This is a genomic window from Fodinibius saliphilus, from assembly GCF_005869845.1.
Classification (GTDB): Bacteria; Bacteroidota; Rhodothermia; order Balneolales; family Balneolaceae; genus Fodinibius; species Fodinibius saliphilus.
Window position 1 is genome coordinate 1,599,647 of record NZ_VAWF01000001.1, and the last position, 21,725, is coordinate 1,621,371.

General features: G+C 43.0%; 21 protein-coding genes. 17 read left to right on the forward strand and 4 right to left on the reverse strand.

The genetic code is table 11. From position 1 onward, the window contains the following. The gene (locus tag FCN14_RS06695) at window positions 1–387 is read left to right on the forward strand and encodes a DUF4296 domain-containing protein (protein WP_138430434.1); all 387 of its coding nucleotides are present in this window, start codon (window positions 1–3) and stop codon (window positions 385–387) included. A gap of 3 nt (window positions 388–390) precedes the next feature. Here the strand turns inward: FCN14_RS06695 and FCN14_RS06700 are convergent, their stop codons facing one another. Beyond that, entirely contained in the window at window positions 391–2,316 is a 1,926-nt protein-coding gene (locus FCN14_RS06700) for a RecQ family ATP-dependent DNA helicase (RefSeq protein ID WP_138430435.1), read from the reverse strand. A 550-nt stretch (window positions 2,317–2,866) separates the two neighbouring features. On the opposite strand from FCN14_RS06700, the gene FCN14_RS06705 reads away from it, so the two are divergent. The 9 genes from FCN14_RS06705 to proC all read left to right on the forward strand — a co-directional run bounded on the left by FCN14_RS06705 (window position 2,867) and on the right by proC (window position 11,936). Continuing rightward, complete coding sequence (locus FCN14_RS06705) at window positions 2,867–3,535, forward strand: GNAT family N-acetyltransferase (protein ID WP_138430436.1); 669 nt, start codon at window positions 2,867–2,869, stop codon at window positions 3,533–3,535. Between the two features lie 3 nt (window positions 3,536–3,538). Further along, entirely contained in the window at window positions 3,539–4,735 is a 1,197-nt protein-coding gene (gene argG / locus FCN14_RS06710; protein WP_138430437.1) for an argininosuccinate synthase, read from the forward strand. Next, window positions 4,728–5,705 (forward strand): N-acetyl-gamma-glutamyl-phosphate reductase, encoded by a 978-nt coding sequence (gene argC / locus FCN14_RS06715; protein ID WP_138430438.1) that lies wholly within the window; start codon window positions 4,728–4,730, stop codon window positions 5,703–5,705. Before argG ends, argC begins: the two co-directional genes overlap by 8 nt. 1 nt (window position 5,706) lies before the next feature. Further along, window positions 5,707–6,849: an aspartate aminotransferase family protein gene (locus FCN14_RS06720; protein WP_138430439.1), complete on the forward strand. Its 1,143-nt coding sequence runs from the start codon at window positions 5,707–5,709 to the stop codon at window positions 6,847–6,849. Then, the gene (locus tag FCN14_RS06725; RefSeq protein WP_138430440.1) at window positions 6,846–7,781 is read left to right on the forward strand and encodes an N-acetylornithine carbamoyltransferase; all 936 of its coding nucleotides are present in this window, start codon (window positions 6,846–6,848) and stop codon (window positions 7,779–7,781) included. Before FCN14_RS06720 ends, FCN14_RS06725 begins: the two co-directional genes overlap by 4 nt. After that, window positions 7,781–8,557 (forward strand): acetylglutamate kinase, encoded by a 777-nt coding sequence (gene argB / locus FCN14_RS06730; protein ID WP_138430441.1) that lies wholly within the window; start codon window positions 7,781–7,783, stop codon window positions 8,555–8,557. The genes FCN14_RS06725 and argB overlap by 1 nt, the downstream gene beginning before the upstream one ends. Continuing rightward, entirely contained in the window at window positions 8,554–9,612 is a 1,059-nt protein-coding gene (locus FCN14_RS06735) for a M20 family metallo-hydrolase (RefSeq protein WP_138430442.1), read from the forward strand. The genes argB and FCN14_RS06735 overlap by 4 nt, the downstream gene beginning before the upstream one ends. Before the next feature lie 80 nt (window positions 9,613–9,692). Then, a complete protein-coding gene (gene argH, locus FCN14_RS06740; protein WP_138430443.1) occupies window positions 9,693–10,976 on the forward strand; it encodes an argininosuccinate lyase in 1,284 nt (427 codons plus the stop codon). Window positions 10,977–11,135: 159 nt separating this feature from the next. Then, a complete protein-coding gene (proC, locus tag FCN14_RS06745; protein WP_138430444.1) occupies window positions 11,136–11,936 on the forward strand; it encodes a pyrroline-5-carboxylate reductase in 801 nt (266 codons plus the stop codon). A gap of 174 nt (window positions 11,937–12,110) precedes the next feature. Here proC and FCN14_RS06750 read toward each other — a convergent pair whose 3' ends face one another. The 3 genes from FCN14_RS06750 to FCN14_RS06760 all read right to left on the reverse strand — a co-directional run bounded on the left by FCN14_RS06750 (window position 12,111) and on the right by FCN14_RS06760 (window position 15,607). After that, on the reverse strand, window positions 12,111–12,866 hold the full coding sequence (locus FCN14_RS06750; protein ID WP_138430445.1) for a succinate dehydrogenase/fumarate reductase iron-sulfur subunit: 756 nt from the start codon (window positions 12,864–12,866) through the stop codon (window positions 12,111–12,113). 58 nt (window positions 12,867–12,924) lie between these two features. Continuing rightward, on the reverse strand, window positions 12,925–14,844 hold the full coding sequence (locus tag FCN14_RS06755; protein ID WP_138430446.1) for a fumarate reductase/succinate dehydrogenase flavoprotein subunit: 1,920 nt from the start codon (window positions 14,842–14,844) through the stop codon (window positions 12,925–12,927). A 64-nt stretch (window positions 14,845–14,908) separates the two neighbouring features. Continuing rightward, on the reverse strand, window positions 14,909–15,607 hold the full coding sequence (locus tag FCN14_RS06760) for a succinate dehydrogenase cytochrome b subunit (protein WP_138430447.1): 699 nt from the start codon (window positions 15,605–15,607) through the stop codon (window positions 14,909–14,911). Window positions 15,608–15,848: 241 nt separating this feature from the next. Between FCN14_RS06760 and FCN14_RS06765 the strand changes: the two genes are divergently transcribed. The 7 genes from FCN14_RS06765 (at window position 15,849) to coaBC (ending at window position 21,722) form a co-directional block, all read left to right on the forward strand. Continuing rightward, complete coding sequence (locus FCN14_RS06765; RefSeq protein ID WP_171032835.1) at window positions 15,849–16,469, forward strand: IMPACT family protein; 621 nt, start codon at window positions 15,849–15,851, stop codon at window positions 16,467–16,469. A gap of 78 nt (window positions 16,470–16,547) precedes the next feature. Further along, the gene (locus FCN14_RS06770; RefSeq protein ID WP_138430449.1) at window positions 16,548–17,099 is read left to right on the forward strand and encodes a cob(I)yrinic acid a,c-diamide adenosyltransferase; all 552 of its coding nucleotides are present in this window, start codon (window positions 16,548–16,550) and stop codon (window positions 17,097–17,099) included. A gap of 53 nt (window positions 17,100–17,152) precedes the next feature. Further along, entirely contained in the window at window positions 17,153–18,499 is a 1,347-nt protein-coding gene (glmM, locus tag FCN14_RS06775) for a phosphoglucosamine mutase (protein WP_138430450.1), read from the forward strand. A 263-nt stretch (window positions 18,500–18,762) separates the two neighbouring features. Then, on the forward strand, window positions 18,763–19,644 hold the full coding sequence (locus tag FCN14_RS06780; protein WP_246043114.1) for a YicC/YloC family endoribonuclease: 882 nt from the start codon (window positions 18,763–18,765) through the stop codon (window positions 19,642–19,644). Beyond that, entirely contained in the window at window positions 19,637–20,215 is a 579-nt protein-coding gene (gene gmk / locus FCN14_RS06785) for a guanylate kinase (RefSeq protein WP_138430451.1), read from the forward strand. Before FCN14_RS06780 ends, gmk begins: the two co-directional genes overlap by 8 nt. Before the next feature lie 16 nt (window positions 20,216–20,231). Further along, window positions 20,232–20,522 carry a DNA-directed RNA polymerase subunit omega gene (locus tag FCN14_RS06790; protein WP_138430452.1) on the forward strand — a complete coding sequence of 97 codons (291 nt, stop codon included), beginning with the start codon at window positions 20,232–20,234 and terminating at the stop codon, window positions 20,520–20,522. A gap of 3 nt (window positions 20,523–20,525) precedes the next feature. Then, on the forward strand, window positions 20,526–21,722 hold the full coding sequence (gene coaBC / locus FCN14_RS06795; RefSeq protein WP_138430453.1) for a bifunctional phosphopantothenoylcysteine decarboxylase/phosphopantothenate--cysteine ligase CoaBC: 1,197 nt from the start codon (window positions 20,526–20,528) through the stop codon (window positions 21,720–21,722). Window positions 21,723–21,725 lie beyond the last annotated feature (3 nt).

Consider the following 21,725-nt stretch of genomic DNA (forward strand, 5'->3'; position numbering starts at 1 on the left):
ATGTCAAAAGGAATCTACTTACTGCTCTTTCTCTTGGTAAGTGTTACCAGTTGTAACCTTCTGGATGAGGAAAAACCGGAAAACCTTATTCCTGAAAAAAAATATGTTCCCTTACTGGTTGAATTGCAGCTGTTAAAATCCTATAGCGAAAACTCCAAAGCTGATACCACTACTATAGACTCACTGACTTCTGAGGTTTATAAGAAATATGCAGTAACGAAAAACCAATTTCATCTAAGCCATACATATTACCAGCAATCGCCCAAAGAGCAGAAAGACCGAGTGGAACAAGCAATTGAAGAACTAAAAATGGAATTGGTATCCGAACAACAAGACACAACCTCTACTCCCCACCCGGAGAAACAACCTACAGAAATTGAAAAATAGTAACTATGCTTTCCAATGAAATTTATCTGCTTCTGAAAAGACTTTCTGTTCTCTCATTAAATAACTTAACGATTGTTTAATTCGTGCTTCACTCCATTCAAAATTAGCACGTATTTGTTCAAATGATTTTGGCCCATCACTTAACAGCTCCTTAAGCCGACGGAGATCACTATCTGATACAGCTGACTCATGTTTTTGTTTAGACAAACAATTATCACAATGTCCACAGTTTGCTACTTTTTCTTCACCAAAATAATGTCTTAAATACTTTTCGCGACACTCATCTGTTTTTATATATCCGATCATATATTCCAATTTTTCCAAGAGTGTATCCCGATGTTTTTCCAGCTCCTGCTTACTTAACTCCAAGGTAGCCTGGCGTTCATCAATAAGATGTATAAGGGGCAGTGTTCCAGTAGATTCAAATATTAACATCTGATCATGATCTTGCAGAACCTGTAATCCTTTTCTTAATCCATTGGGAGACACGCCAATCTTCTCTTGGATATAATCGAACTTCATATACTTCATTTCCCCAAATGCTTCTCCTCCAAACTGTCGAAACAATGTATCCAGAAAATCAGCTTTTCTTTGATTATCCATATCTTCAATTTGTCTGCGGATATAATCAGGGCTTACAACAAACTGAATACCTATTTGAGGCTTCAAATGCTCAATAAGATGAACTACTCCTAACTGGTTCAATACATCCAGTGATGATTCTACAATACGCTTGGAACTCCCGGATCGCTTTTTAAGTGCTTCAATGGAAACTTGTTTTGCCTCTTCCATTTCAGATCCTACGGCCAAATTAAGATGGTCACAAAGCACATCATATACGTGTTGCAGTTCCTCTTTGCTTGGATAAGAATCCTTGATACGTTTTTCTGCAACTATTGCATCAGCCGGTTTAAACAATAATAGTGGAAAACTTTCCTCACCATCTCTTCCTGCCCTACCGGCCTCTTGGTAATAAGATTCCAGCGAATATGGCATCTCATAGTGAATGACATAGCGGCAATCAGATTTATCAATCCCCATCCCAAAAGCATTTGTAGCTACAACCAAGGGAGTCTCTCCTCGGATCCAGTCCTGTTGAATCTGTTCACGTTTTGCTGATTCATAACCTGCGTGGTAAGCCTGAGCTTTAACTTTCAACTTCTGTTTAATAGCCTCGGATAGCTTTTCACAATTTCTTCGTGTGCCACCATAGATTAGTCCTGCCCCCTTTGGCGCTGCTTTGCTTACAGCCTGCAGTATTTTTTTCTTCTTCTGTTCTGTAATACTTACCCACCACTTTAAATTAGGCCGCTCAAAACCTTTGGAAACCACCGTTGGATTCTCAAATAAAAGGTTTTCTTGGATATCTTCACGAACCTCCGGGGTTGCTGTTGCCGTTAAGGCAATCCATGTTACTTCATCTGCTAAATCTTCGAAAGACGGTTTAATCTCGCGATAACTTGGCCGAAAATCGTGCCCCCATTCCGAAATACAGTGAGCTTCATCAATTGCTACAAGCCGAATATTCAGTTTGGGCATCTCAGCTTTCCACAAATCAGTTTTCAAACGTTCCGGCGAACAATACAACAGATCATACATCCCGTTTCGGGCATTGGCAAATCGTTGTTCGATCTCCCATTTAGAGATTGAACTATTAACAAAAGTAGCAGCAATACCCCGGTCATTGAGCTGTTGCACCTGATCCTGCATCAGGGCTACCAATGGTGATATTACAATGGTAAGTCCCTCAATTACTGTAGCCGGCACTTGGTAGCAGACCGATTTCCCCCCGCCTGTAGGAAGTAAAACTAACGTATTTTTTCCAGCTAATACTGATCGAATAGCCTCTTGCTGCCCTGATCGAAAGTCAGAAAATCCCCAATATTGCTGCAGTGATTGTTGTGCCTTTTGATATAACTCTGAACTCATAACAGTTTTAAAATGCGAGTCGTTGTTTGAGACAACATCACCATTATCCGTGAAATAAAAAAGGCTGTGTTAGCATTTGAGTATTACTGTAATGAATTACCCGTAAAGAACTGTTTCGCTCATTTTCACGCACAGTAATGATCTATAATTAAAAGTAAGACAGGTTAAGTGTCTTTACTTTTATAACAAAAAATAGCAGATCTTTATAAGCCATAACTCACTGCCAGACAATATTTTATAGCACTTTTACACCCCAATTAAACTTTGGAATAAATTTCTTCTTGCCTTTTTATTCAGAAGCCCGGAGTTTATATGACTCAATGAAAACAAAAGGAACACATATCACTTTTTCTAGCGACAGCTCACCTGTTGCAGGCATCTCTACGTTCCGCTTTCGTGTACGGCCACGGCCCGTTCGGGTCTAAATAAACTCTCCTTATGGAGGGTACTCAGTACTGTATCCTCCATCCGACAACACAACTCTTTTTCTAACTATCAATTAATTATCAGCGCATAACTTTATCGCTGATAAAATTAACATCGCCGTACGATGGATATTTCAATCACTGTAGCTGGTACCCAGCATCTGAGCTATGCCGAAAAAATCTGTGCCTTGATGGAAGAAGCCGCCAAACAACGTGGCACCGGAATTGCCAAAAGGGCCCCGGAGTACATCCAGACAAAGATTAATGAAGGCAAAGCTGTTATTGCTATCGACCAGACTAACGGACAATTGGCCGGCTTTTGCTACATCGAAAACTGGGATCACGACAATTATATTGCTAATTCCGGCCTTATTGTGCACCCTCACTATCGAAAGCTGGGGCTTGGCAGAAAAATCAAAAAACAGATTTTCGAACTCTCAAAAGAGAAATATCCTGATGCCAAAATTTTTGGTATCACCACCAGTATGGCTGTAATGAAAATTAATTCTGATATGGGCTACAAGCCCGTAACCTTTGCGGAACTAACGCAAGACGAGAAATTCTGGAAAGGCTGTCAGAGCTGCCCCAACTATGATATTCTGACCAGTAAAGAGCGAAAAGGCTGTCTTTGCACGGGGATGTTATACGATCCTGAAAAAGAGGATACACCATCATCACAGGCTAATGATTCGCAAAAAGCGAAACGCTGGGAAGCATTCAAACGCTTCCTGCGGCTGCACAGATATAACATCCAGCGCAAAACAAAATCCCTTTTCACTTTTAATACTGACTAACCAATGAGTAACAAGAAAAAAATTGTCCTCGCCTTTAGCGGCGGACTCGACACCTCGTACTGTGTACCGTATCTCAAACAAACCTACGGTTCCGAAATACATACCGTACTGGTTAACACCGGTGGTTTTTCTGATAAAGAACTCACTCAAACCAAAGAACACGCTTATAAACTGGGAGCCGACACCCATAAAACACTACAGCAGACTGAGCAGTTTTACCAAGAGGTTATCAAGTATCTTATTTTTGGGAACATCCTGAAAAATGATACCTATCCCCTTTCGGTGAGCTCCGAGCGTGCATTCCAAGCAGTAGCCATTGCCAACTATGCTCAACAGATTGGCGCTGATGCCATTGCCCATGGCAGTACCGGGGCCGGCAACGACCAGGTACGTTTCGATCTGATCTTTAACGTAATTGCCCCGGAACTCGAGATTATCACCCCCATACGAGACCAGCAGCTAAGTAGGCAGCAAGAAGTGGAATTCTTACAACAACAGGGCTATGACTTTGAATGGGCAGAGGCAAAGTATTCGATCAATAAAGGCCTTTGGGGCACCAGTGTTGGCGGGGCCGAAACGCTGACCTCCGACCAGCCCTTGCCCGAAGAGGCTTGGCCGAGTCAGCTTAACAAAACCGACCAAGAAACATTAACCGTTAAATTTAAAAATGGTGAACCAACGGCACTTAATGATAAGCAACTATCCGCCGTTGAACTGATTCAACAGCTCAACGAACTGGCCTCTGACTATGCCGTAGGCCGAGATATTCACGTGGGTGATACCATTATTGGTATTAAAGGGCGAGTGGGTTTTGAAGCAGCAGCACCGCTAATCCTTATCAACGCACACAAGCAGCTCGAAAAACACGTGCTTACCAAATGGCAAATCTATTGGAAAAAACAGTTGTCCGAATGGTACGGGATGATGTTGCATGAAGGACAGTATCTGGATCCTGTAATGAGAAATATTGAGCAGTTCCTAGCAGACACCCAAAGTAATGTTTCGGGTATGGTATCAGTCAACCTTACTCCCTACCAGTTTACCATTGAAGGCATTACCTCAGACAACGACCTGATGGATGCTAAGTTTGGCGATTATGGGGAGATGAATAATGCCTGGAGCGGCGAAGACGTCAAAGGCTTTGCAAAAATTCTATCTAACCAGATTAACATACACAAATCGGTGAACAGTCATGATTAGAGTAGGAATTGTAGGCGGTTCGGGTTATACGGCTGGTGAGCTTATTCGATTGCTTTTGAACCACCCGGATACAACTATCGAATTTGTCTTTAGTACCAGTAAAGCGGGGGAAGCTATAACTGCAGTACATAAGGATCTAATAGGAGAAACTGATCTTACATTCTGTTCCCGAATAACCCCATCGGTTGATGTGCTTTTTTTGTGTACCGGTCATGGTAACTCAACCGAGGTTCTTAAGCAGCATACCATATCAGAACAGACTAAAATAATTGACCTGAGCCGGGATTTCAGACTATCGGGGCAAAATAGGTTTGGACATCGCAGCTTTATCTATGGACTACCTGAACTAAATAAAGAAGCCATTAAAGAAGGTGAAAATATTGCTAATCCCGGCTGTTTTGCCACGGTTATACAGCTGGCACTTCTTCCGCTAGCTCACGATTCGGCACTGACCAATGATGTACATATCCACGGGATCACCGGGGCTACCGGTGCGGGTAGCTCACTGAGTGATACCACCCATTTTAGCTGGCGAGCCAATAATGTCTCCGTATATAAGGGACTCAACCACCAACATATATCAGAAATACAGCAAAGTCTTAACCAGCTGTATTCCTCTTTTGGCAACAAACTAAACTTTGTACCGGTGCGAGGTAACTTTAGCAGAGGAATCTTTATCTCGGCTTACACTAACTATGAGGGTAATCTTGCTGAAGCCCAATCCCTGTTCACTGAGTTCTTTAAAGAGTCTCCATTTGTATATCACAGCCATCAGTCAATTTACCTGAAGCAGGTCGTAAATACCAACAAATGCCTGCTACACCTGGAAAAAGAAAATGGACAACTGCTTATCACAGCAGCTATTGACAACCTTTTGAAAGGGGCCTCTGGGCAAGCCCTGCAAAATATGAACCTGATGTTCGGTCTCGAAGAAGACGCTGGACTTCACCTTAAACCCACACATTTTTGAGATGAATATTTTTGATGTTTACCCCTTACTCGATCTTGAACCAATCAAAGCAGATGGCAATTATATCTTCTGCAGTGACGGAAAAAAGTACCTGGATTTCTATGGTGGTCATGCTGTGATCTCTATCGGTCACAGCCACCCACACTATGTTTCGAAGATCAGCAAGCAGCTAAAAACCATCGGGTTTTACTCCAACTCGGTGCAAAATCCGCTTCAGGCTGAATTAGCACAAAACCTGGGTAGACTCTCCGGCTATGAAGATTACCAGCTGTTTCTCTGCAACTCGGGTGCCGAAGCTATTGAAAACGCGCTCAAGATGGCCTCATTTCATACTGGAAAATCAAAAGTCATTGCTTTTAACAAGGCTTTCCACGGGCGTACCACCACGGCGCTTAGCGTCACAGACAATGATAAATATACCGCTCCGATTAATGAGAATAATAATACAATCTTCCTGAAATTGAATGACCTGGAATCACTTAAACAGGAGGTTTCCAAAGGTGATATCTGCGCAGTACTATTTGAAGGCATTCAGGGCATTGGCGGTATTCGCCTGTTTGAGGATTCCTTCCTTCAGGAAGTTCAATCGCTCTGCAATACACACAATGTAGTTTTGATATGTGATGAGATTCAGTCCGGATTCGGAAGAACAGGCACATTCTTTGCGCACCAGCACGTCGGTATCACACCTGATATTATTACCGTAGCCAAAGGTATGGGCAACGGTTTCCCGATAGCGGGAACCATGTTAAGCCCTGATTTTGAGAGCATTCACGGCCGCCTGGGATCTACCTTTGGAGGCAATCACTTGGCCTGTGCAGCAGCCAGCGCAGTACTGGATGTTATTGAAGGAGAACAGCTCATCGAAAACGCAGCGGTCCAAGGCTATGGTCTCATCGAGAAGCTTAATACCCTGCCGGGAGTTACGGAGGTGCGCGGCCGGGGATTGATGATTGGACTTGAATTCCCATTCCCCATAAAAGAGCTGCGGCAGCAGCTAATAGAAAAAGAGCAGGTCGTCACCGGCGTAGCCTCAAACCCGAATGTGCTCCGGCTGTTGCCACCACTGGCCATAACCCAAACCGAAGTTGACCACTTTTTTACTGCATTACAAAACGTTTTAACACAGCACGCATACCAATGACAAATTTTACATCCATACACGACACACAATATCCAACGGCACTTGTACAGCAGGTACTTGAACTAAAAAGCAACGGGCATCATTCCTCTCTTGGAAAGGGGAAAACTCTGGGACTGATTTTCTTCAATCCCAGCCTGCGAACCCGTTTGAGTACCCAAAAAGCGGCAGCTAACCTGGGCATGAATGTGATCGTCATGAATATCACCGGCAATGCCTGGAATATCGAATTTAAGGATGGCTCCGTGATGAATGGTTCCACCCAGGAACACATCAAAGATGCCGTACAGGTTATTAGCGGATATTGTGATGTGATGGGGGTCAGAACCTTTGCCAAGCTCGAGGATCCGCAAGAAGACTACCAGGAAAAGGTTTTAAACAACTTTATAAAGCATTCGTCGGTCCCGGTTGTCAGCCTCGAATCAGCCACCCTGCACCCACTGCAATCGTTGACTGACCTTGCCACCATCGCTGAAACCGGTAAGAAGGTACCCAAAATAGTGTTAAGCTGGGCACCCCATCCCAAAAAGTTACCACAGGCCGTGACTAACTCTTTTTTGCAATGGATAAGTACAACCGAGGCAGAAACAACGGTCGCACATCCTAAAGGATATGAGCTCAGCGAGGAGTTTACGAAAGGAGTTAAAATCTGCCATGACCAAGAAACAGCGTTGACAGATGCCGACTTCGTCTATACCAAAAACTGGTCCAGCTATGCCAACTACGGGCAGACGCCCCCGGTCAAGAAAGACTGGACGATTACCGAACAGAAGATGAAGCTGACCAATAACGGCAAATTTATGCACTGCCTACCGATCCGAAGAAATGTGGTAGCTACTGATACAGTGATTGACAACTCATTAGTCTATAAACAAGCTAAAAATCGTGAATATGCCGCCCAAGCCGTACTTCAAAACATTTTGGAGGAACTGTAATGCAGAAACTACAGATTATTAAAATTGGCGGGAAGATCGCCAATGACGACAAAAAAATGGACACTTTCCTGAATCATTTCACCCAACTTGACCATCCCAAAATACTGGTTCACGGGGGCGGGAGTTCGGCCTCACAGCTTTGTAAAAAACTGGACATCCCCATTCAAATGAATGACGGCCGTCGTATTACGGACGGCCCCACCTTGGATGTGGCTGTAATGGTATATGCAGGCCTGATCAACAAAACGATTGTGGCCAAACTGCAAGGGCACTCCTGTAATGCACTGGGGCTTTCAGGGGCAGACCTGAATATCATTCCTGCCACCAAAAGAAGCGATACCACCATAGACTATGGCTTTGTTGGGGATATCCAAGCCAATGAAATCAATACCTACTTTATAAAACGACTGTTAAATGAACAGATCATCCCGGTCTTCCCGGCTATTACTCATGACGGGCAGGGGCAACTACTCAATACCAATGCCGATACCATTGCTTCTGCGCTCGCTGTTGCACTTGGCAAAAGCTATGAAGTGACGCTGACTTACTGCTTTGAAAAAGTGGGGGTTTTGCATAATGAGAAGGATGAGAATTCACTGATCGAACATATCACAATGGATTGTTTCTCGGAGTTGAAAGAAAACGGCACCATCCATGACGGGATGATCCCCAAGCTGGATACCGCTTTTGAGGCGCTCAAACAGGATATCGACAGAGTATATATTAAACATGCCCAAAATCTAACAACCCAAATAGGAACGGAGCTGTCCTTATGAACCAATTGGCAACCAAATCCATCGACTTATTAAAACAGCTGATTGCGACACCATCGATTTCGAAACATGAGGAGGCTACAGCTAATATTATCTACCAACATTTAAGGGCAAACGATGTCAACTTTAAGCGTCATTTAAATAATATTTGGGCTGTCAATGAAGCATTTGATCCTGCCCGTCCTACTCTATTACTAAATTCACATCACGATACCGTGAAGCCGAACTCCAGCTATAGCCGTGACCCTTTTCAGCCCACCATTGAAGGTGGCAGACTTTACGGCCTCGGCTCCAACGATGCCGGTGGGGCGCTGGTCTCTCTCATTGCAACTTTTATCCACTTTCATAAGCAAAGAGATCTGAACTACAACCTGGTGTTGGCCGCTACCGCGGAAGAAGAAATATCGGGCAATAACGGTATTAGTGCTCTCTGGGAACATTTGCCGGAAATCGACAGTGCTATTGTTGGCGAACCTACGCAGATGCGCATGGCCGTAGCTGAAAAAGGTCTGATGGTGTTGGATTGTACTGCCAATGGCAAAAGTGGTCATGCCGCCCGCGGCGAAGGTAAAAACGCTATCTATACCGCTATGAATGACATCGCTTGGATTAGAAACCACCAGTTTGAAAAAGTTTCCAACTTTCTCGGTCCTATAAAGATGACCACAACAATCATTAATAGTGGCAGCAAGCATAATGTGGTTCCAAACAGTTGCTCATTTACCGTAGACGTGCGTACTACTGATGCCTACAGCAACAAGGAAACGCTATCAATTATAAAAAAAAGTTTGGACTCGGAAGTTCGGCCAAGATCCACGAAACTCAATCCCTCATACATCACGCCGGACCATCCGCTGGTGCATGCCGGGCAAAAATTGGACATTAACAGCTATGGTTCTCCTACTCTTTCTGATCAGGCCCTAATGCCCGTACCATCGCTAAAAATAGGTCCGGGAAAATCGGCACGATCACATACGGCAGACGAGTTTATCTACCTGGATGAGATTGAGAAGGGGATAGATGGATATGTTAATCTGTTAAACCATATTATTCGATAAAAGTGAATGGCTATTGGGACATGAAACCCAAATAACAAGTAACTATTAACCAATGACTAATAATTAACCAAAACCAAACTATGAAGCTCTGGAATAGCGGACAACAATCGACAAGTGATATTATTGACCAGTTCACGGTGGGTGATGACCGGATTTTCGATTTGCAAATAGCGAAATATGACCTTCAGGCCTCTAAGGCACATGCTAAAATGCTAAAAAACATTGATTTACTTTCGGATGAAGAGTTGGAAGCACTTATTAATAAACTTGACCATCTCTTAGAACAAGTTAACGACGACCATTTTACTATAGAAGCAGAATTCGAAGATGTCCACTCAAAAATTGAATATGAACTTACCCAGACAGTCGGTGATACTGGTAAAAAAATTCACGCCGGGCGTTCCCGTAACGACCAAGTACTGGTATGTCTGCATATGTATGTCAAGGATCAAATTCAAGAGATCAAAGATCTTATAAATTCGCTTTTTTATCAGCTTATAAAACTTAGTGAAGAGCACAAAGAGGTATTGATTCCCGGCTATACACATATGCAGGTAGCTATGCCCTCTTCTTTTGGACTCTGGTTTGGTGCCTATGCAGAATCGCTGACAGATGACCTACAGCTGTTGAATGCTGCCTACCAAATAGCGGATCAAAATCCATTGGGGTCGGCAGCCGGTTATGGGAATTCCCTTCCCCTGGATCGTCATATGACTACCGAACTACTTGGGTTTAGTACTTTGAAGTATAACTCCGTAGCAGCCCAGATGAGTCGCGGAAGACTGGAAAAACAAACGGCCATGGGACTCAGTGCAGTAGCAGGAACACTTTCCAAGATGGCGATGGATGTATGCCTGTACTGTAGCCAAAACTATAATTTTCTCTCATTTCCTGATGAGCTAACAACTGGCTCCAGCATTATGCCCCATAAAAAGAACCCTGATGTATTTGAGCTGATCCGTGCTAAGTGTAATGATATTCAATCGTTGCCCAACCAGCTGACCTTGGTTACCAATAACCTGCCCAGCGGTTATCACAGAGATTACCAACTTTTAAAGGGCAAGCTTTTTCCCGCAGTGGAAACATTGAAATCATGTCTGGAAATGAGTCGCTTTATGTTCGAGCATGTTCAGGTTAATACTAATGCGATTAATGATGAAAAATATAAATACATATTTAGTGTAGAGTCTGTCAATAAAAATGTACAGTCGGGTCTCCCTTTTAGAGAAGCTTATCAAGAAATTGCACAACGTATTTCTCAAAATACTTTTACCCCCGAAAAAGAGGTTAAGCATACCCATGAAGGCAGTATTGGTAACCTTTGCAATGAACAAATCAAAACGAAATTTGAACGAATATTTTAATTATTAGAAGGCTTTGCAAAACCTAGATTGTCATCCTGAATTCAGTTCAGGATCTTGGGTTACCCCCCCACCCAACAACTGCATGTGAGATTCTGAAACAAGCTCAGAATGACAAAATGTAGATAGTTTTGTAAAGCCATCTATTAAAAATCGAATACTATGAAAACCGAAGTCGCCATTTTAGGTGGAGGAAATCTTGGATCATCGTTAGCACAGGGCTTTAAACAATCTCCCGAAGCCATTGACAAATATCATATCACCGTCACCCGAAGAAATATAAAATTGATTAAGCACCTGAAAGGTAAAAACGTTGATGTTTCTACCGATAATATTGCTGCTGTAGAAGGAGCTGACATCATCATATTTGCTGTTCAGCCTGCCCAGATTAACAACCTGATCCAAGAGATAAAGCCGGCGCTGGACTCTAAGAAACATATCCTGTCTTCTACTATGGCAGGCGTCAGCAGTGCCGATATTGCCGAACTGACCAGTCCAAAATTTGCGATACTACGCATTATGCCCAACACCGCGGCGGCCGTAAACCAAGCGATGACGTGCATCGAAGAAATTGAAAACAAAGAAGCCGAAACTGAAGTTATTAAGCTCTTCAAAACTATTGGGCGCACCTTAGTTGTACAATCGGAACTCATGGAGGCAACGACCGTACTGGGGGCTTGTGGTATCGCTTTCTTTTTACGATTCATACGTGCAGCATCTCAAGGTGGAATTGAGGTTGGGTTTCATGCCGAGGAAGCACAGTTCATTGCAGCTCAAACGGCTTTGGGAGCGTCTGCTTTACTTTTGGATTCCAATAACCACCCCGAGCATGAAATTGACAAGGTCACCACACCGAAGGGCTGTACCATTGCAGGACTTAATGAGATGGAACACAACGGGCTCAGCTCTGCTTTAATTAAGGGCATTAAAACTTCTTTTGAAAAGATTGACGAAATTGGGTGAAGAGCTGACTGGAGATCTAAATGCTTGTACAACTAATTTTATTTCTTCGTTCATCGTTCTATTAATGAAGGACTTTCTTCTGGGGCAGAGAACATGGGATAAAATTAAAAAGCTCCATAGCACAGCTACGGAGCCAAATACTGAAAAATATCAGTCCAAAATAAATACCATCGATTAGCCGCTTAAAGCAGCTTTCATATAATTGCGTCGCATCTCGGCGATAGCAGAGATCGAGATACCTTTCGGGCAAACAGCTTCACATTCTGCGTAATTGGAGCAATCACCAAAGCCCTCTTCTTCCATCTGTTCAACCATAGCTACGGTACGCTCTTCTCGTTCGGGTTCACCTTGCGGTAAACGATTAAGATGGGCGAGCTTAGCACCGGTAAACAGCGAGGCCGAGGAGTTCGGGCAGGCTGCCACACAGGCCCCACATCCAATACAAGTAGCATAGTCAAAAGCGGTATCAGCTACCGATTTATCAACCGGAATGGAGTTGGCATCTGGTGCTGAACCGGTCTTAACAGATACATATCCACCGGCTTCAATAATACGGTCAAAAGCACTGCGATCAACCACCAAGTCTTTCACAACAGGGAACCCCTTAGCACGAAACGGTTCAATAACAATAGTATCACCGTCACTGTAATTACGCATATGCAGCTGGCACGAGCAGGTCATTGCTTTGGGCCCGTGCGCTTGACCATTGATCATCAGGTTGCAAGACCCACAAATACCTTCGCGACAATCGTAATCAAATTCAACAGGAACACCGCCCTCTTTTACGATCTCTTCGTTGAGAACGTCGAGCATCTCTAAAAATGACATATGCTCGTTAACTTTATCAAGAGTATAATCGACTAACTCACCGGGTTCGTTGGGACCGTCTTGTCGCCAAATTTTAAGGTGAACGGTAAATGTATCAGCCATAATTCTTTAATCTATTAAATTGGAACGCAAATAATATTGCTAGTAAATCAGCGCTCTATTACTTATAACTTCTCTGCTTCAGTTCTACAAACTCAAATTCGAGATCTTCTTTGTGGAGCTCTTCCTGCAACTCTCCATTTACTCCTTGGAATTCCCAAGCAGCTACATATGAATATTCCTCATCATTACGCAGTGCTTCTCCTTCCTCAGACTGGTGCTCAGCCCGGAGGTGGCAACCGCAGGATTCGTCACGGTGCAAGGCATCTTTCGCCATCAGTTCACCTAGCTCAAGGAAATCAGCAACACGACCAGCAAACTCCAAGTACTTATTGTAGTTGGCAGCTTCACCAGGTACGCGAACATTATTCCAGAACTCCTCGCGAAGCTCTTGGATCTGCTTAATTGCTTCTTTCAAACCTTCTTCGCTACGAGAAATCCCTACTTTATCCCACATAATTTGTCCCAGCTCACGATGGAACTCGACAACGCTTTTGTCACCATCAACTTCGAAGAGCTTATCAATATGCCCTTGCGCATTCTCAGCAGCCTCATCAAACGCTTCATGATCTTTGCTAACATCAGGCAACTCTTCACCGGCAATGTAATTACCGATTGTATAAGGGATAATAAAATACCCGTCAGAAAGTCCTTGCATTAATGCACTGGCGCCCAATCGGTTGGCACCGTGATCAGAGAAATTTGCTTCTCCAGCCACGAAAAGCCCCGGGATATTACTCATCAGGTTATAATCTACCCAGAGCCCGCCCATGGTATAGTGCACAGCCGGGAATATCCGCATCGGTTCTTCATAAGGATTATTATCTGTAATATTTTCATACATCTCGAAGAGATTTCCATACTTGTCAGATATCGCCTGTTTTCCTTCACGCTCGATAGCATCACGGAAATCAAGGTATACTGCACGACCTGTTGGCCCTACCCCCATGCCTTCATCACATACAATTTTGGCGTTACGAGAGGCAACATCACGTGGTACCAGGTTACCGAAAGCAGGATATTTTTCTTCGAGGTAATAATAACGTTCGTCTTCTGGAATATCATTAGGATGGCGATCATCTCCCTTCTCTTTGGGTACCCAAACACGTCCGTCGTTACGGAGACTCTCACTCATCAGCGTAAGCTTAGACTGGTAGTCACCGGAAACGGGAATACAAGTTGGGTGTATCTGAACATAACATGGGTTTGCAAATGCAGCACCCCGTTTATGGCATCGCCATGCAGCCGTTACGTTTGAGTTAATAGCATTCGTAGACAAATAAAAGGCATTCCCATACCCGCCACTGGCCAGTACAACAGCATCGGCCATCCAGCGCTGGATTTCGCCGGAAACCAAGTCACGCGTAATAATACCACGTGCTTTTCCGTCAACTATTACCACGTCTAACATTTCCTGCCGGGTCTGCATATCAATTTTCCCGTTGTGCACTTGGCGCATCATCGCCTGGTAGGCACCGAGTAGCAGCTGCTGTCCCGTTTGACCACGAGCGTAGAAAGTCCGCGACACCTGTGCCCCACCAAACGATCGGTTAGCAAGCAGACCGCCATATTCACGAGCGAAAGGCACACCCTGTGCTACCGCTTGATCAATAATTTCATTTGATATTTGAGCCAGCCTGTAGGTATTGGATTCACGAGATCGATAGTCACCGCCTTTAATAGTATCATAAAACAGACGCCAGATTGTATCACCATCATTGGGATAGTTTTTGGCTGCGTTTATTCCACCCTGTGCTGCAATACTATGTGCACGACGGGCAGAATCCTGTATACAAAAACTTGTAACATTGTATCCCAATTCAGCCAAACTAGCGGCAGCAGATCCACCGGCCAACCCGGTACCCACTACAATCACATCGTGTTTACGCTTATTGTTGGGCGCTACCAATTGAATATCGTTAAGATGCTTGGACCATTTATCTTCTAGCGGTCCGGAGGGAACTTTTGAATCTAAGTTCATAATCGAATCATGTTAGAATTAGAGAACACAGATGAATTATTGTTGCTTATCATCTAGGTTCTAATCAGTAAGAAATTAAAGCTGCATCAGGTCCTGCGAAATAGATATACAGCGGGATAAAGAGAAATCCGACAGCCATCAAAATTGCAAAGATGATACCCACGGTATATATAAGTGTAGAATACCGGTTGTGCTTCATCGTCAACGAGGTGAAAGCGCTCCAAAAGCCATGACCAAGGTGAAGACCTAAAAGAATCATTACAACGGTATAACCAAAAGCATAAATAGGATCTTGGAAGGTCTCTATTACTAACGCCTTCAAATCTCGGGCTTCGTGGCCATTGAGCATAATCGTCTCGGTGGCTCCAAATTTAAACGTATCAATATGGATAACGATAAACACGAGCAATACAATGCCGGTGAAGATCATAGACTTGGCCGCCCATGTTTGATGACTGGGGCCGCCTTTGCTTTTATACTTCTTGTAGCCTTCGGGGCGAGCTTTGCGACGATTCCACCAAATAGAAATACCGATATAAGCATGTAATAAAAAAGCTGTTGCTAAGCCTGCTTCAAGGAAATAGAGTAAAAATCCTAAATTCTCCAGAAAATAGGTATACTCATTAAAGGCTTGAGGCTCGCCAAAAAGAGCTAAATTCCCAATGAGATGAAAAATTATGAAAATAATGAGGCCAACTCCTGTTATACCTGTTAAAATCTTGCGGCCAACCTGAGATTTTAGCGCGTCTAGAAATGATGGCATCGTAGTATAATATTTGATCTATTATGTTTACTCCGTTGCGTTAACGCCAACGTACGGATCCTCGTTCCGAGGGGTAGAAGATGTGGCTAAATGGATAAAAAGGCAAGGTTATAGGAGCATTTTAAAACCAAAATTCTTATTCAGAAATGTTCTAAATTGGAAGTTATTTTCTCTAATAAAAATCCTTAATTTCGAAAGTGATGAAAAAGTTTTTAACCCCAATACCATCATTCTGCAAAATTTGAATACTGTCAGTAATTCAATTCAGACTAATTTTCGCGAAAAAGGGTCAAAGTTTATTGGCTACCTGTTTTCAGCTTCTTCGACAGAAGCGTTCGATGACCAGCTCCAACAGGTTAAATCAAAATATCCGGATGCTACCCATCATTGCTATGGCTGGCGTATTAATCCTAATAATATAGAAGAATTTGCACAAGATGACGGCGAACCCAGTGGTACAGCTGGACTCCCAATCCTAAACAAACTCAAATCTTATGAAGTAGTAAATTGTGGATGTGTAGTGGTTCGTTATTATGGTGGAACAAAACTTGGTAAATCAGGATTAATTGAAGCCTATGGCCGTTCCGCAGAACTTTGCCTGCAACAAGCACCATTAGCAACATTGATTCGCACTCAAAATTTCAAAGTTCAATATCCCTATTCTGCTCAATCAGAAATCGATCGTTTAAAAAATAAATTCGACCTTAAAGAGCTAAATGCCGAGTATCTTGAAGAAGTAACCGTTACCCTTGCATGTCGAACATCTCAGTCAGAGCAGTTTGAACACAACATGCAAAAGCTGGAACACAATGGGATTAACACTGAATTAATTGGTCCCAGCTTTGTAACGATGAGCAGATAACCTTCTTTTCGTTTTCACCTGAAAGTGTGCTTATCACTCCGTACTTTAGCCTATCAATTTTTCTACAAAACAATTGTCATGAAGATATACACCAAAAGAGGCGACTCCGGAGACACTTCACTATTTGGTGGTCAACGTGTTTCTAAGTCTGCAGAACGTATTAAAGCGTATGGAAATGTCGATGAACTAAACTCTTTTGTTGGTTTGGCTGCCAGCTATGAGCTTTCTGACCGAGGAACAGATCTACTTAATACTGTTCAGGAACTGCTTTTTACATTGGGAGCAGACCTTGCAACGCCTCCGTCATCTGAAACACGTATCGAACGCATCAGCGAAGAAAATATCACCTTTCTGGAAGAGGCCATTGACAACATGGAGGAAGAGTTGGAGCCCCTGAAAAATTTTATTCTTCCCGGTGGATCGCAACCCGGCGCCACCTTACATATAGCACGAACGGTATGCAGAAGGGCTGAACGCGCTGCCGTTGCCTGCCAAGAAACTGATAAAATATCTGACAATTGTGTCAAATTTTTAAATCGCCTTTCCGATTTTTTATTTGTAATCGCTCGCTATGAAAATAAACTTGCCGGGGTGCGAGAAGAAAATTGGACTCCCGAACGCAGTAAATAATTAGTAGTTTTGAAAAATTTAGATTTATAACCCACTTTTAAAAAAATCACTTTATGAGTTTAATGATTTCGGTCTCGGGCATCCGGGGCATTTTCGGCACAGACTTGACACCTGAAAACCTTAGCCGTTTTACCGCTGCTTTCGGAAACTGGACAGGCAATGGGAAAGTGATTGTAGGCCGTGATACAAGGGTAACCGGCCAAATCTGCGAGGATATCGTATCAGCCACTTTACAATCAGTGGGATGCGAGGTTGTCAAAGTGGGTGTTGTACCCACCCCTACTGTAGCAATGTCGGTTCTAAAGCATAATACTGATGGAGCTATTATTATTTCTGCCAGTCATAATCCTGCCGACTGGAATGCTTTAAAGTTATTAAATGGCAAAAGTGAATTTCTGGATGCCGAACAAGGCAAAGAAATTATCCGTATAAGCGAAGAGAAATTATACTCTTACGCAAGCTATGATGATATCGGAACTGTTACAACCGATACAGATGCGCTGGATCAGCATGTGCAATCAATTTTAGACCTTCCATATATTGATCCAGAACTTATTGCCTCAAAAAACTTTTCCGTAGGGATTGATCCTGTAAATGGAACCGGGGCCATTGGTATCCCTGCCATCCTTAAGGCGCTTGGCGTGGAAATAATTCATATGATCAATGAAGAAACCAACGGAAGGTTTGCGCATAATCCAGAACCCCTGCCCGAACACTTGCAGGATGTATGCGACCTAGTTAAAAATAAAAACTGTGATTTAGGAGTTGTCACCGATCCCGATGCCGACCGCTTGGCCCTTGTTACTAACACAGGTAAACTCTTTGGCGAAGAATACACACAGGCTACTGCTTTCGACTTTATGCTGGGAAAAAAGAATGGTCCCTGCGCTACCAACCTTTCTTCTTCCAGGGTAGCAGAAGATGTAGCGCAAAAGCATGACCAGCAGTGTTACCGATCTGCAGTGGGCGAAATTAATGTTGTAAAGAAGATGCAGGAAGTTGGAGCCGTAATAGGCGGAGAAGGCAACGGCGGTGTTATCAATCCCGATCTGCATTACGGTCGTGATGCCCTTGTGGGGGTAGCAATGGTCCTACAACTGTTAGCTGAACGCGATATCACTTCTGATGACTATCGCAACACCTTGCCCGACTATTCAATGCGCAAAAGTAAGATACAACTGGCTGATGTGGATGGAAATGCCATACTTGAAAAAGCGAAATCTATTTATTCCGATTATGAGCCGGATACCACCGATGGCGTAAAAATTGACTTTAAAGATGGATGGGTACACCTGCGAAAATCAAATACTGAACCCATTATACGTGTTTATTCCGAGGGAATAACGGCGGAAAAGGCGAAATCATTGGCAGAACAGGTTGTTGATAAAGTTCAAGCGTAATTTCTTTAAAGAGTTTGCCAAACTTTATTCCTTACTACCGGCTGATTATTTCATCGACGCCCTAGCCTTTCAACGGGAACACAACTCCCTCGAAACTAGTGGTTAGCAAATTTTTCAAACATCACTTTAGGATAGTTAAATTCATTCCGAATTATCAGGAATCAACACGTACTAGGATGGGTGGAAAGTAACAATTTTGTTGAGAAACATTCTTTCGTATCTTCTGTCGTCGCTTTTTTAAATTTTTACCAGAAAATGTTGCTATGATCAAATCCATGACCGGTTTTGGCCGAGGTGAATCTTCTGCCAATGGTATTACTGTAACTGTTGAACTTAAAACAGTGAACAGTCGATACCTTGATATTTCATTCCGACTTCCTCAATCTCTTCAAAATAAAGAGCTGGAACTCAAAGAGTTATTGCAAATTTATGTAGAAAGAGGCAAAGTAAATGTATCTATACGGATTGATAAAGCAGATACCGGAATCCCAGAAATTACGTTTAATAAAAACTTAGTTGAAGGGTATAAAAAGTTACTTAATGATCTTCGAGAAGCTGCAGGTATTGAAGAGCCTGTTCAATTAGAAACCTTGTTGGAGTTCAAGGATATTTTTGAGTCGCGAGAACAGGATGCTGAAGAAATTGAACAAATCTGGCAGCTTACCAAAGATGCAACAACATCAGCGGCTGAAAAACTGGTAGAGATGCGACTTCAAGAAGGTAGCCAGCTCGAGGAGGACCTCAATAACAGAGTAGCCCATATTGATGAAATGCTTACGATCATAATGGACAAACTTGAAGGACGTACCCAAGAGATCCGCGATGACCTGTTGAAGCGTATCAATGATCTTATAGATAACGATAAAATTGATGACGAACGTTTGGAAATGGAAGTGGCGGTGTTAGTTGACAAGCAGGATATCACTGAAGAAATAGTCCGCACACAGGCTCATATTAAGTTTTTCCGAGAGGCCATCAATAATAATGATGCCGTGGGACGTCGCTTGAATTTTCTAAGCCAGGAAATTAACAGAGAGATAAATACCATCGGATCAAAAGCCAATGATTCAGAAATCTCTCAATACGTAGTACAAGCAAAAGAAAGTTTAGAACAGATTAGAGAACAGGTGCAAAACGTTGAGTAACAAGAAAGCAGGAAAGATTATTGTCATTGTAGCGCCCAGCGGAGCCGGTAAAACAACTATTGCCCGAAAACTGCTTGCTGACAATCCGAAAATTAAGTTTTCTACCTCGGCCACCACTCGTCCCCCACGCAAAGGCGAAAAAGACGGGCGAGAGTACTATTTTTTGAGTGAAGAAGAGTTCAGCAGGAAAGTAAAAGAGGATGATTTTTTAGAATGGGAAGAATACAGCGGTAATAAATACGGGACCCTACAATCTGAAGTTGATAAACTGGTGGAATCTGGGTATTTTCCTCTGCTTGATATCGAAGTAAAAGGTGCACTCAACGTACAGCGCATTTATGAAAAAGATAGCCTGATTTCGATTTTCATCAAACCGCCCTCAATGGATGTTCTCAAAGAACGATTGGCCAACCGGGGCAGTGAAACGGATGAGTCGCTCTCAAGACGGCTAGAACGTGCTAAGATAGAGTTGCAGCATGCTGAAGACTTCGATTATTCTGTGGTCAATGATGATTTAGAAACGGCATACACAGAAGTCAAGGAAATTATAGAATCTTTTATCACCGACTAAAAAGCTGGATTACAACATGGGTATAAAAACGCTAGATATTGAAAAGCTCAACAAAGACACTGGTAATCAGTATGAATTGATTACTATTATGTCTAAGCGGGCACGACAAATTGCCGCTAATGAAAAGCTTCAGCTCGACGAAAAACTGAAGTATTTTGAAGGCTTTGACGATGATGACGATTTCTCTTTTAACGAAGAGCAAGAAAACATCTCTAAGGATTTTGAAAAACTTCCACACGCTACACAGCGAGCTATTGATGAGATGCGACGTGGTGAAGTTTATTTCCGTTATCCAGAAGAAGATTAATTTATGTTATCCGGCAAACGGATAATACTTGGTGTTACTGGAGGAATTGCAGCCTATAAGGCTGCTTTTCTTTTACGGGCCTATCAAAAAGCGGGGGCCGAGGTACGTGTAACTATGACTCCTGCTGCTACCCGATTTGTAGGTGTTGAAACTTTTTCTTCTCTCTCCAAACATGAAGTAGCCGTAGAGGTTTTCCCAGAAAATCACGCTGCTACAGAGTCGTGGACTCAGCATATCTCTTGGGGCGAATGGAGCGATCTTTTTGTTGTGGCCCCTTGTACAGCCAATACGCTGGCTAAAATTGCCCATGGAATTTCTGATAATATGCTCACTGCTACCGTACTGGCAGCACGTTGTCCGCTTCTTATTTGCCCTACCATGGACGGGGAAATGTATGAGGCTCCTGCTGTTCAAACGAACCTAGAAACCATCCACGACCTTGGATACTACCTGCTGGAACCCGATGAGGGATACCTGGCCAGTGGGCTTGAAGGAAAAGGACGATTGCCAGACGTGTTTAAAATACTGGATAAAAGTAATCAAGTCATACAAAAGGAAAAGTCTGATGGTCCATTATCTGGAAAAAAAGTGCTAGTAACAGCAGGACCTACCCGGGAACACATCGACCCTGTTCGTTTTATCTCCAATCCTAGTTCAGGAAAGATGGGCTTTGCCATGGCCGAAGCGGCTCGTAACCTTGGGGGCGAAGTAACTCTTATCCATGGACACGTCACCATACCAAAGCCGTACGGTATTAGTACCGTTGAAATTGAATCAGCGGCCGACTTGTTTGAAGAAGTGAAAAAAGAGTCGGATGCTGATGTTGTTATCATGGCTGCAGCCGTTTCTGATTTTACCCCACAGGAAAAGAAACAGCAAAAAATAAAAAAGGAAGGGGCAAATACTGACCTCCACCTCATAAGAACTCAGGACATACTGGCTTGGTTAGGTGAGCATAAGAAAAAGGGACAGCAATTGATCGGTTTTGCAATGGAGACCGAAGATCTTCTTAAAAATGCACGTTCAAAATTAGAGAAGAAAAAGGCAGATTGGATCGTAGCAAACTCTATCTCTGATCCTGATGCTGGCTTTCAATCTGATACCAACAGAGTGCATCTTATTAATAATAGAACCAACAAAGAATATAAAGGCAGCAAAAAAGAAGTAGCTAATAGGGTCTTGCAAAAAATACTTGGATAATCT

Coding starts and splice junctions, on each gene's coding strand:
- FCN14_RS06695 (WP_138430434.1), top strand. CDS start 1: ATGTCAAAAGGAATCTACTTACTGCTCTTTCTCTTGGTAAGTGTTACC.
- FCN14_RS06755 (WP_138430446.1), bottom strand. CDS start 14,844: ATGAACTTAGATTCAAAAGTTCCCTCCGGACCGCTAGAAGATAAATGG.
- FCN14_RS06735 (WP_138430442.1), top strand. CDS start 8,554: ATGAACCAATTGGCAACCAAATCCATCGACTTATTAAAACAGCTGATT.
- argB (WP_138430441.1), top strand. CDS start 7,781: ATGCAGAAACTACAGATTATTAAAATTGGCGGGAAGATCGCCAATGAC.
- FCN14_RS06780 (WP_246043114.1), top strand. CDS start 18,763: ATGATCAAATCCATGACCGGTTTTGGCCGAGGTGAATCTTCTGCCAAT.
- FCN14_RS06790 (WP_138430452.1), top strand. CDS start 20,232: ATGGGTATAAAAACGCTAGATATTGAAAAGCTCAACAAAGACACTGGT.
- argG (WP_138430437.1), top strand. CDS start 3,539: ATGAGTAACAAGAAAAAAATTGTCCTCGCCTTTAGCGGCGGACTCGAC.
- FCN14_RS06760 (WP_138430447.1), bottom strand. CDS start 15,607: ATGCCATCATTTCTAGACGCGCTAAAATCTCAGGTTGGCCGCAAGATT.
- FCN14_RS06720 (WP_138430439.1), top strand. CDS start 5,707: ATGAATATTTTTGATGTTTACCCCTTACTCGATCTTGAACCAATCAAA.
- glmM (WP_138430450.1), top strand. CDS start 17,153: ATGAGTTTAATGATTTCGGTCTCGGGCATCCGGGGCATTTTCGGCACA.
- argC (WP_138430438.1), top strand. CDS start 4,728: ATGATTAGAGTAGGAATTGTAGGCGGTTCGGGTTATACGGCTGGTGAG.
- FCN14_RS06750 (WP_138430445.1), bottom strand. CDS start 12,866: ATGGCTGATACATTTACCGTTCACCTTAAAATTTGGCGACAAGACGGT.
- coaBC (WP_138430453.1), top strand. CDS start 20,526: ATGTTATCCGGCAAACGGATAATACTTGGTGTTACTGGAGGAATTGCA.
- FCN14_RS06725 (WP_138430440.1), top strand. CDS start 6,846: ATGACAAATTTTACATCCATACACGACACACAATATCCAACGGCACTT.
- FCN14_RS06700 (WP_138430435.1), bottom strand. CDS start 2,316: ATGAGTTCAGAGTTATATCAAAAGGCACAACAATCACTGCAGCAATAT.
- argH (WP_138430443.1), top strand. CDS start 9,693: ATGAAGCTCTGGAATAGCGGACAACAATCGACAAGTGATATTATTGAC.
- FCN14_RS06705 (WP_138430436.1), top strand. CDS start 2,867: ATGGATATTTCAATCACTGTAGCTGGTACCCAGCATCTGAGCTATGCC.
- proC (WP_138430444.1), top strand. CDS start 11,136: ATGAAAACCGAAGTCGCCATTTTAGGTGGAGGAAATCTTGGATCATCG.
- FCN14_RS06770 (WP_138430449.1), top strand. CDS start 16,548: ATGAAGATATACACCAAAAGAGGCGACTCCGGAGACACTTCACTATTT.